Source organism: Mycobacterium sp. NPDC048908, from assembly GCF_043197955.1.
GTDB lineage: Bacteria > Actinomycetota > Actinomycetes > Mycobacteriales > Mycobacteriaceae > Mycobacterium.
On record NZ_JBICUE010000002.1, the window covers coordinates 872,684 to 881,452 of the forward strand.

The following is an 8,769-nucleotide window of genomic DNA, read 5'->3' on the forward strand; positions in this document are numbered from 1 at the left end:
TGGCGAGAATGGTAGACGGGACACCCGATGGGGCCTCCAAGCGGCCTGTTCGACGTCGGCGGTCAGCGCCTGGTCACTCCGCCGATTCGTGGGCGGGCTGATGAGCTGAGAGTCGTTGGTGAGCTGGTCTCTGCGGTGGCGCAGGGGCGTGGCGGTGTGTTGGTCCTCGAGGGGCCGCCTGGGATCGGCAAGAGCCGGTTGCTCACCGAGGTGTTGAGGTTGGCCGATAAGGCCGGTGCGCGGGCGCTTTTCGGTGAGGCATTCGAGTATCAGCAGTCGGTGCCGTTCTTCTCGTTGTTCATGGCGACGTTGCATGCCGATCCGCCAGTCGGTGATGCCGAGGCGCTGCGCAGGTTGGGGGGTTCGGCCGATCTGCGGTACTGGGTGGTGCACGATCTGGCCGACGCTATTCATGCAGCGGCCGCGCAGACTCCGTTGGTGATCGTGTTGGAGGACATTCACTGGGCCGATAACGGCACGCTGTTGGCGTTGCGGTCGTTGGCCACTGCGCGGCCGGGTGCGGTGTTGTGGGTGTTGACTGCGCGTACCGGGGCCGGTGGGCCCGCAGTGCAGGACACGTTGTCGGTGTTGCAGCGGGCCAATGCCACGTTTGTGCGGTTGGAGCCCATCGCCGCGGATGCGGTCGCCGATATGGTGCAGGACGCGGTGCGCGCGAAAGCCGATGTGTCGCTGTTGAATTTGGCCGCCAAGGCGCATGGCAATCCGTTTCTGGTCAGTGAGCTGGTCGGGGGGCTGTGCGAGGAAGACCGGTTGACTGTCTCCGGTGGGCGTGCGGTGGTGACGGGGGAGGGGTTGCCGCGGCGGTTGGGTGCCACGATGCATCAGCGGCTGGACCTCCTTAATGCGGAGGCCTCAGAGGTGGTGCGGGTGGCCGCGGTGCTGCCGGATCGGTTTTCGGCCGGGTTGTTGGCCGCGATGTTGGATCGTCGGCCGGTGTCGTTGTTGTCGGCGTTGGAGGAGGCGGTGGACGCGGATCTGCTCGTCGAGGATGGTGAGCAGTTGCGGTTTCGGCACGACTTGTTACGTGAGGCGACCCGGCAATCGTTGCCGCAATCGCTGCGCCAGGCGATGGAGCGTCAATCGGCAACCATCATGCTGGACATGGGTGCGGCGCCGGCCGAGGTCGCTACTCAGTTGGCGCGCAGCGCCGAGCCCGGAGACATGGAAGCAGTTGCTGCGCTGCGCCGGGCCGCGAAATCGGTGGGCCACAGCGATGCCAATGCCGCCGCCGACCTGAGCAAGCGCGCGTTGGAACTACTACCCGGCGGTCATGTCGAGCACGGGTCATTGGTCGCCGAAACGGTGGAGTGGCTCAACCGGGCCAGCCGCTACGACGAGGCCGAAGAGCTGGCCGTTGTGGCCCTCGCAGAGGCCAGCTCGCCCGAAGAAGAGGCCGAGATCCGGCTGCGTCTCGGAGCAGTCACCAGGCACAACACCCAGCGTTGGGTGGAGGAGAACCGCAGGGCGCTGCAGCTGTCCGACATCAGTGAGGTCACCCGTGCGCGGCATCAGGCCTGGCTGGCCTACAACCTGATGTTGCAGGACCACGGTGGGCGAGCCCGGGAGGCCGCCGAGGAGGCGGCGGCGGCCGTGGCGGTCACCGGTGATCTCGAATCCAAGATCCTTACCGATGTCGCGCTTGCTTGTCTTGACTGTGGGGACGGGTTCGCGAGCCGGGGATTACGTCGCCTCGAGGACCTTCGCGCACACACCTCGGCCGGTGATGTCACGTCGACTCAAGACTTGGCCGAAATTCACTACACAAACCTGCTGGCAGTAGTGGGCCGGTTGGATGACGCAGCGGCCGAGGTCGACCGGATGGCAGACCAAGCTCGACGGCATCACAATGCGATGGCGGTTGACGTCTGGGCCGCGGTCGATGGGATGGTTCACCTCGCTGCGGGCGAGTTGTCGGCCGCCCGCGCTCTCACTGAATTCCTGCCGCCGCCCCAGCCTATGGGCGCGACCGAACTGGACATGGTGCGCACCGTCATTCTGGCGGAGGTGGCGGTGCGTACCGATGACCGAACGTTGTTGCAGCAGGTGGTTGACGACGTGCGCAATGTCTACACAACGACCTCATATATGGTGCGTCGCGCAGCGGCGCACGTGTTGGCGCTGGCGGCGTGGCAGCGGGATGACGTCCATGACGCGATGCGCTGGCTTGGCGGCGACATCGTGCTGTTCGGGTCCCCGATCTTCCCCCAAGTGTTGGACCAGGTGATCTTGGGTGCGCGGGTGGCGTCGGCGGCCGCCGACGCCGGGCTACGGGCACGCGTCCTGCAGGACACGCAACAGCTTGAGCGCGACCGGCCCGCCATCCAGCTGTTCACGGGCGTTGCCACACATGCCCGCGGGCTACTGGAACGTGACGCGCAGGCACTGCTGACCGCCGCAGGGTTGCTCCACTCGTCGTCGCGCCCGCTGCTTTATGCCGGTGCTGCGGAGGATGCCGGCGCTGAACTCGCGCGCATCGGCCGGGGTGACGAGGCGGTCGATCAGCTCAATGCCGCATTCGACACCTACACCCAGCACGAGGCGATTGCCGATGCCCGCCGGGTGGGTCGCGCACTGCGCCGGTTGGGTGTGGAACGGCGCATCGTCGCGCCGCGGGCCAAAACGGGCTGGGACAGCCTCACCGAGTCCGAACTCAAGGTCATCAACCTCATCGCCGAGGGGGCGACCAACCGCACGGTGGCGCAGCAACTACACCTTTCCGCCCATACGGTGAAGACGCATCTTCGCAACGCGTTCGCCAAGCTCGGCATCTCGTCCCGTGCGCAGTTGACGCAGCTCATGCACGGCGCTGATTGATTGTCAGCAAATACTGTGTCTGACGTGGGCGGGCCTACAATGGCCTGTACTACAACAGCACTCCGGAAACGGTAGACGGGACACCCGATGCGGCCTCCAACCGGCCTGTTCGATGTCGGCGGTCAGCGTATGGTCACTCCGCCGATTCGTGGGCGGGCCGACGAGTTGAGGGTTATTGGTGCGCTGGTTTCCGCGGTGGCTTCCGGTCACGGGGGTGTGCTGGTCCTCGAGGGACCGCCGGGTATTGGGAAGAGCCGGTTGCTCACCGAGGTGTTGAGGCTGGCCGATAACACCGGGGTTCGTGCGCTGTTTGGTGAGGCGTTTGAGTATCAGCAGTCGGTGCCGTTTTTCTCGTTGTTCATGGCGACGCTGCGTGCGGATCCTCCGGTGGGTGATGCCGAGGCGTTGCGCAGGTTGGGTGGTTCGGCGGATCTGCGGTATTGGGTGGTGCACGATCTGGCCGAGGCGATTCGGGTGGCGGCCGCGGAAACCCCGCTGGTGATTGTGCTGGAGGACATTCACTGGGCCGATAACGGCACGCTGTTGGCGTTGCGGTCACTGGCCACTGCGCGGCCGGATGTGGCGGTGTTGTGGGTGCTGACTGCGCGTACCGGGGCCGGTGGGCCCGCAGTGCAGGGCACGTTGTCGGTGTTGCAGCGGGCCAATGCCACGGTTGTGCGATTGGGGGCGATCGCGGCGGATGCGGTCGCCGATATGGTGCAGGACGCGGTGCGCGCGAAAGCCGATGTGTCGCTGTTGAATTTGGCCGCCAAGGCGCACGGCAATCCGTTTCTGGTCAACGAATTGGTCGGGGGGCTGTGTGAGGAGGACCGGCTGAACGTTGCCGGTGGGCGTGCGGTGGTGACGGGGGAGGAGCTGCCGCGGCGGTTGGGTGCCACGATGCACCAGCGGCTGGACCTGCTTTCTGCGGAGGCCTCGGAAGTGGTGCGGGTGGCCGCGGTGTTGCCGGACCGGTTTTCGGCGGGGTTGTTGGCGACGATGCTGGACCGTCAGCCGGTGTCGTTGTTGTCGGCGCTCGAGGAGGCGGTGCGTGCCGATCTGCTCATCGAAGACGGTGAGCAGTTGCGGTTTCGGCACGACTTGTTGCGGGAGGCGACTCGGCAGTCGTTACCGCAGTCGCTGCGCCGGGCGATGGAGCGCCAATCGGCGTCGGTGATGCTGGACATGGGTGCGGCGCCGGCCGAGGTGGCCACCCAGTTAGTGCGTAGCGCCGAGCCCGGAGATATGGAAGCAGTCGATGGGCTGCGCCAGGCCGCCCATTCGGTGGGCCACAGTGATGCGAACGCGGCCGCCGACCTGAGCAAGCGCGCGTTGGAACTACTACCTCCGGATCACGTCGAGCACGGGTCATTGGTCGCCGAAACGGTGGAGTGGCTCAACCGGGCCAGCCGCTACGACGAGGCCGAAGAGTTGGCCGTCGTGGCGCTCGCCGAGGCGTCCTCGCCCGAAGTGCAGGCGGAGATCCGGCTCCGGCTTCCGACGCATACCAAGCACAGCACGCAGTGGCGGGTGGAGGAGCACCGCCGGGCGCTGCGGTTGAGCGGGATCAGCGAGGTCACCCGGACACGGCATCTGGCGTGGCTGGCCTACAACCTGGTGTTGCAGGACAAGAGCGGGCAATGGCGGACCGCAGCCGACGAAGCCGCCGCCGCCGCGGCCGCCACCGGTGATCTCGAGGCCACGATCATGGCCGAGGTCACTCACGCGTTGCTCGATTCTGGTGAGGGGTACCCGGCCCGCGCGCTGGGCCGCCTCGAGCAGCTTCGCCCATTGGCCTACACGAACGAAACGGCATCGGCACACGCCTATGCCGGGATGTACCACGCAAACCTGCTGGCAGTGGTCGGGCGATTGGACGACGCGACCGCCAGGGTCGCCGACGGCATGGGACAGGCCCGCCGCGAAGGCAACTCGTTGGCCCTGGCTACCTGGGCCGTCTACAGCGGGTGGGTCCATCTGGCTGCGGGTCGGCTGTCGGCCGCTCGCGACGCGGCCGAGTCCCTGCCGCCTCCACCGCCGACCGGCGCGACCGAGCAGGACGTACATCGCATGCTGATCCTCGCCGAGGTGGCGGTGCACACCGATGACCGAAACTTGTTGCAGCAGACCGCTAATGACGCCCGCGATGCCCACACCGGATCACCTGGGCAACGTCGGGCATCGGCGTATGTGCTGGCGCGCGCGGCGTGGTATCGCGACGACGTTCATGAAGCAGCGCGCTGGCTTGGCGACATCAGCCTGTTGGGGACACCCCTTTTCCCCCACGCGTTGGTTCGGCTGGTCTTGGGCGCGCGGGTGGCCTCGGCGGCAGGTGATGCCGGTTTGCGTGCGCGGGTCTTGCAGGCCAGCGAGGTGCTGGAGCGTGAGAAGCCACCGGTGCCGTTGTTGGCGATGGTGGCCGGATATGCCCGCGGGATACTGGAACGTGATGCGCAGGCGCTGGTGGGTGCTGCTGGGTTGCTCCACTCGTCGTCGCGCCCGCTGCTTTATGCCGGTGCGGCGGAGGATGCCGGCGCCGAACTCGCCCGTATCGGCCGCGGTGACGAGGCGGTCGATCAGCTCAATGCCGCATTCGACACCTACAGCCGGCATGAGGCACTCGCTGATGCGCGGCGGGTGGGCCGCGCGTTGCGCCGGTTGGGTGTGGAACGGCGCATCGTCGCCCAGCCGAGGTCCAAAACCGGCTGGGACAGCCTCACCGACTCCGAGTTGAAGGTCATCAACCTCATCGCCGAGGGGGCGACTAATCGCACGGTCGCGCAGCAACTGCACCTGTCCCCTCACACCGTGAAAACCCACGTACACAATGCGTTCGCCAAGCTTGGTATCACGTCACGCACCCAGTTGGCGCAGCTCATGCACGGCGCTGATTGACAGCAAATCCTGTGTCTGACGTGGGCGGGCCTACAATGACCTGCACTACAACAGCACTCCGGAAACGGTAGACGGGACACCCGATGGGGCCTCCAACCGGCCTATTCGATGTCGGCGGTCAGCGTATGGTCACTCCGCCGATTCGTGGGCGGGCCGACGAGTTGAAAATTATTGGTGGGCTGGTTTCCGCGGTGGCTTCCGGTCACGGGGGTGTGCTGGTCCTTGAGGGACCGCCGGGTATTGGGAAGAGCCGGTTGCTCACCGAGGTGTTGAGGTTGGCCGATAAGGCCGGGGTTCGTGCGCTGTTTGGTGAGGCGTTTGAGTATCAGCAGTCGGTGCCGTTCTTCTCGTTGTTCATGGCGACGCTGCGTGCGGATCCCCCGGTGGGTGATGCCGAGGCGTTGCGCAGGTTGGGTGGTTCGGCCGATCTGCGGTACTGGGTGGTCCATGATCTGGCTGACGCCATTCATGCAGCGGCCGAGCAGACTCCGTTGGTGATCGTGTTGGAGGACATTCACTGGGCCGATAACGGCACGCTGTTGGCGTTGCGGTCGTTGGCTACCGCGCCGGGTGCGGTGTTGTGGGTGTTGACTGCGCGTACCGGGGCCGGTGGCCCTGCGGTGGTGGAGACGTTGTCGGTGTTGCAGCGGGCCAATGCCACGTTTGTGCGGTTGGAGCCCATCGCCGCGGATGCGGTCGCCGACATGGTCGAAGATGCGGTGCGCGCGAAAGCCGATGTGTCGCTGTTGAATTTGGCCGCCAAGGCGCACGGTAATCCGTTTCTGGTCAGTGAGCTGGTCGGTGGTTTGGGCGAGGAAGACCGGTTGACTGTCTCTGGCGGGCGTGCGGTGGTGACGGGGGCGGGGTTGCCGCGGCGGTTGGGTGCCACGATGCATCAGCGGCTGGATCTGCTTGGTGCGGAAGCCTCGGAGGTGGTGCGGGTGGCCGCGGTGCTGCCGGATCGGTTTTCGGCGCGGTTGTTGGCCGCGATGTTGGATCGTCGGCCGGTGTCGTTGTTGTCCGCGTTGGAGGAGGCGGTGGGCGCGGATCTGCTCGTCGAGGACGGTGAGCAGTTGCGGTTTCGGCATGACTTGTTGCGGGAGGCCACCCGGCAGTCGTTGCCGCAGTCGCTGCGCCGGGCGATGGAGCGTCAATCGGCGTCGGTGATGCTGGACATGGGTGCGACGCCTGCAGAAGTGGCCACCCAGTTGGCGCGCAGCGCCGAGCCCGGGGACAAAGAGGCGATCGACGCGTTGCGTCAGGCCGCTCAATCGGTGGGCCACAGCGATGCCAGCGCCGCCGCGGACCTGAGCAAGCGCGCACTGGAACTCCTGCCCGCCGAGGATCCTGACTACGGGCCACTCGTGACAGAAACGGTGGAGTGGCTCAATCGGGCCACCCGCTACGACGAGGCCCACGCGCTTGCCGACAGCGCCCTCGAAACGGAGTTGTCTGAAGACCACGAAGCCGAGATCCGGCTGCGCAAGGCGGCCGGCATCGAGGATCCGGCGCAACGCATCGCAGAGATCCGTCGCGCACTGCAGTTGGGCGGCATCAGCGACACCACCAGGGCAGGCCACCAGGCGTGGTTGGCCTACTTCGAAGTGGTCAACGGCCTGCATGCGGATGCCTCGGCAGCGGACATGGCCGCGGCCGCGGCCGCGGCGACCGGTGACGTGGAAGCCCGTATCATCAGCGAAACTGCCCTGGCCCTGATCGACTATCAAGACGGTTATGCGGTGCGCGCGCTGCAGCGCATGGAAGAGCTGGCAGGACTGACGCGAAGCGGTGTGGCGCCCTTCGGCAGCATGTACGCCGCCAAGCGGCGCGCAAGCCTGATTGTGTACGCGGGCAGCTTGGACGAAGCCCGCGCGCAGGTTGCCGACGGTACCGAGAAAGCGCATCGCGAGCGCAACGCGATGGCGCTTCCGGGCTGGACCCACCTGGGCGCGGTGGTTCATGCGGCCGCGGGTCGCCTCGGAGCGGCGCGACGCGACATCGAGGCGTTGCCCCGACGCGAATGGGCGAACGACACCGAGGTCAACATCGAGCGCATTCTCGTCCTGGCTGAGGTGGCCGCGCGAACAGGCGATCGAAAGTTATTGCAGGACTTGGTGAGTGAGGCGCTGGATCTGTACCACAGCCCATCACCCTTGTTGTCCTGCGGGGCAGCTTACGTGGTCGCGCTTGCCGCGTGGTATCGCGACGACGTTCTCGATGCGGTGCGATGGCTCGGGCGTCAGAACACGCGTGTCATCACACCGCTGTGGCCCAACGTGTTCGACCAGCTCACGTTGATGTCGAGGGTGGCGTCAGCAGCAGGTGAGGCAGGGCTGCGGGCGCGGGTGCTGCAGGGCATCGAGGTGTTGGAACGCGAGCGTCCCGGAGCGGCGTTGTTCGCGGCGGTCGCACAGCAGGCCCGCGGGATGCTGGAAAGTGACGCCGATGCGCTGTTGGAAGCGGCAGGGGCATTGGCTTCCAGACGTCCACTTCTTTACGCCGGTGCCGAGGAGGACGCCGCTGGCGAGTTGGTGCGCGCCGGACGCGATACCGAGGCAATCGAGAGCCTCAACAAGGCATTCGACACCTACAACGAGTGCGAAGCTCTCGCCGATGCCCGCCGCGTCGGCCGCACGCTGCGCCAATTGGGTGTGGAACGACGCATCGTCGCGCCGCGTGCCAGAACGGGTTTAGACAGCCTCACCGACTCCGAGTTCAAGGTCATCAACCTCATCGCGAGAGGCGCGACCAACCGCTCCGTCGCGCAGCAACTGCACCTCTCCCCCCACACGGTGAAAACGCACTTACACAATGCGTTCGCCAAGCTCGGCGTCAGCTCCAGGGCTGAATTGATGCAGCTCATGCGTCACTCGGACTAGTTGTGATGTCCAGGGAGGTTGGTCAGTCGTGTGATCGGCGGCTGGCCTCCGATGGCGGAGTGGGCTCGGTGGTGATTGTAGAAGTGGAGCCAGCCCGGTAAGGCGATGTCGCGTTGGTCGGTTGATTCGTAGAGTCGGGCGTAGGCCCAGCCGTCGGCGA

The 8,769-nt window shown here is 66.2% G+C and carries 4 protein-coding genes; 3 read left to right on the forward strand and 1 reads right to left on the reverse strand.

Annotated features, from left to right (window positions below; genetic code table 11):
• The first annotated feature begins 27 nt into the window (after nt 1-27).
• From ACGFK1_RS08845 to ACGFK1_RS08855, 3 genes are all read left to right on the forward strand, one after another.
• Complete coding sequence (locus ACGFK1_RS08845) at nt 28-2,835, forward strand: AAA family ATPase (RefSeq protein ID WP_393427843.1); 2,808 nt, start codon at nt 28-30, stop codon at nt 2,833-2,835.
• A gap of 87 nt (nt 2,836-2,922) precedes the next feature.
• The gene (locus ACGFK1_RS08850; protein ID WP_393427844.1) at nt 2,923-5,730 is read left to right on the forward strand and encodes an AAA family ATPase; all 2,808 of its coding nucleotides are present in this window, start codon (nt 2,923-2,925) and stop codon (nt 5,728-5,730) included.
• A 125-nt stretch (nt 5,731-5,855) separates the two neighbouring features.
• The gene (locus tag ACGFK1_RS08855) at nt 5,856-8,609 is read left to right on the forward strand and encodes an ATP-binding protein (RefSeq protein WP_393427845.1); all 2,754 of its coding nucleotides are present in this window, start codon (nt 5,856-5,858) and stop codon (nt 8,607-8,609) included.
• Here the strand turns inward: ACGFK1_RS08855 and ACGFK1_RS08860 are convergent.
• Nucleotides 8,606-8,769, reverse strand: a 164-nt coding sequence (locus ACGFK1_RS08860) for an integrase core domain-containing protein (protein ID WP_393427898.1), incomplete at its 5' end; no start/stop codon positions are given. The two genes, ACGFK1_RS08855 and ACGFK1_RS08860, sit on opposite strands and share 4 nt — an antisense overlap.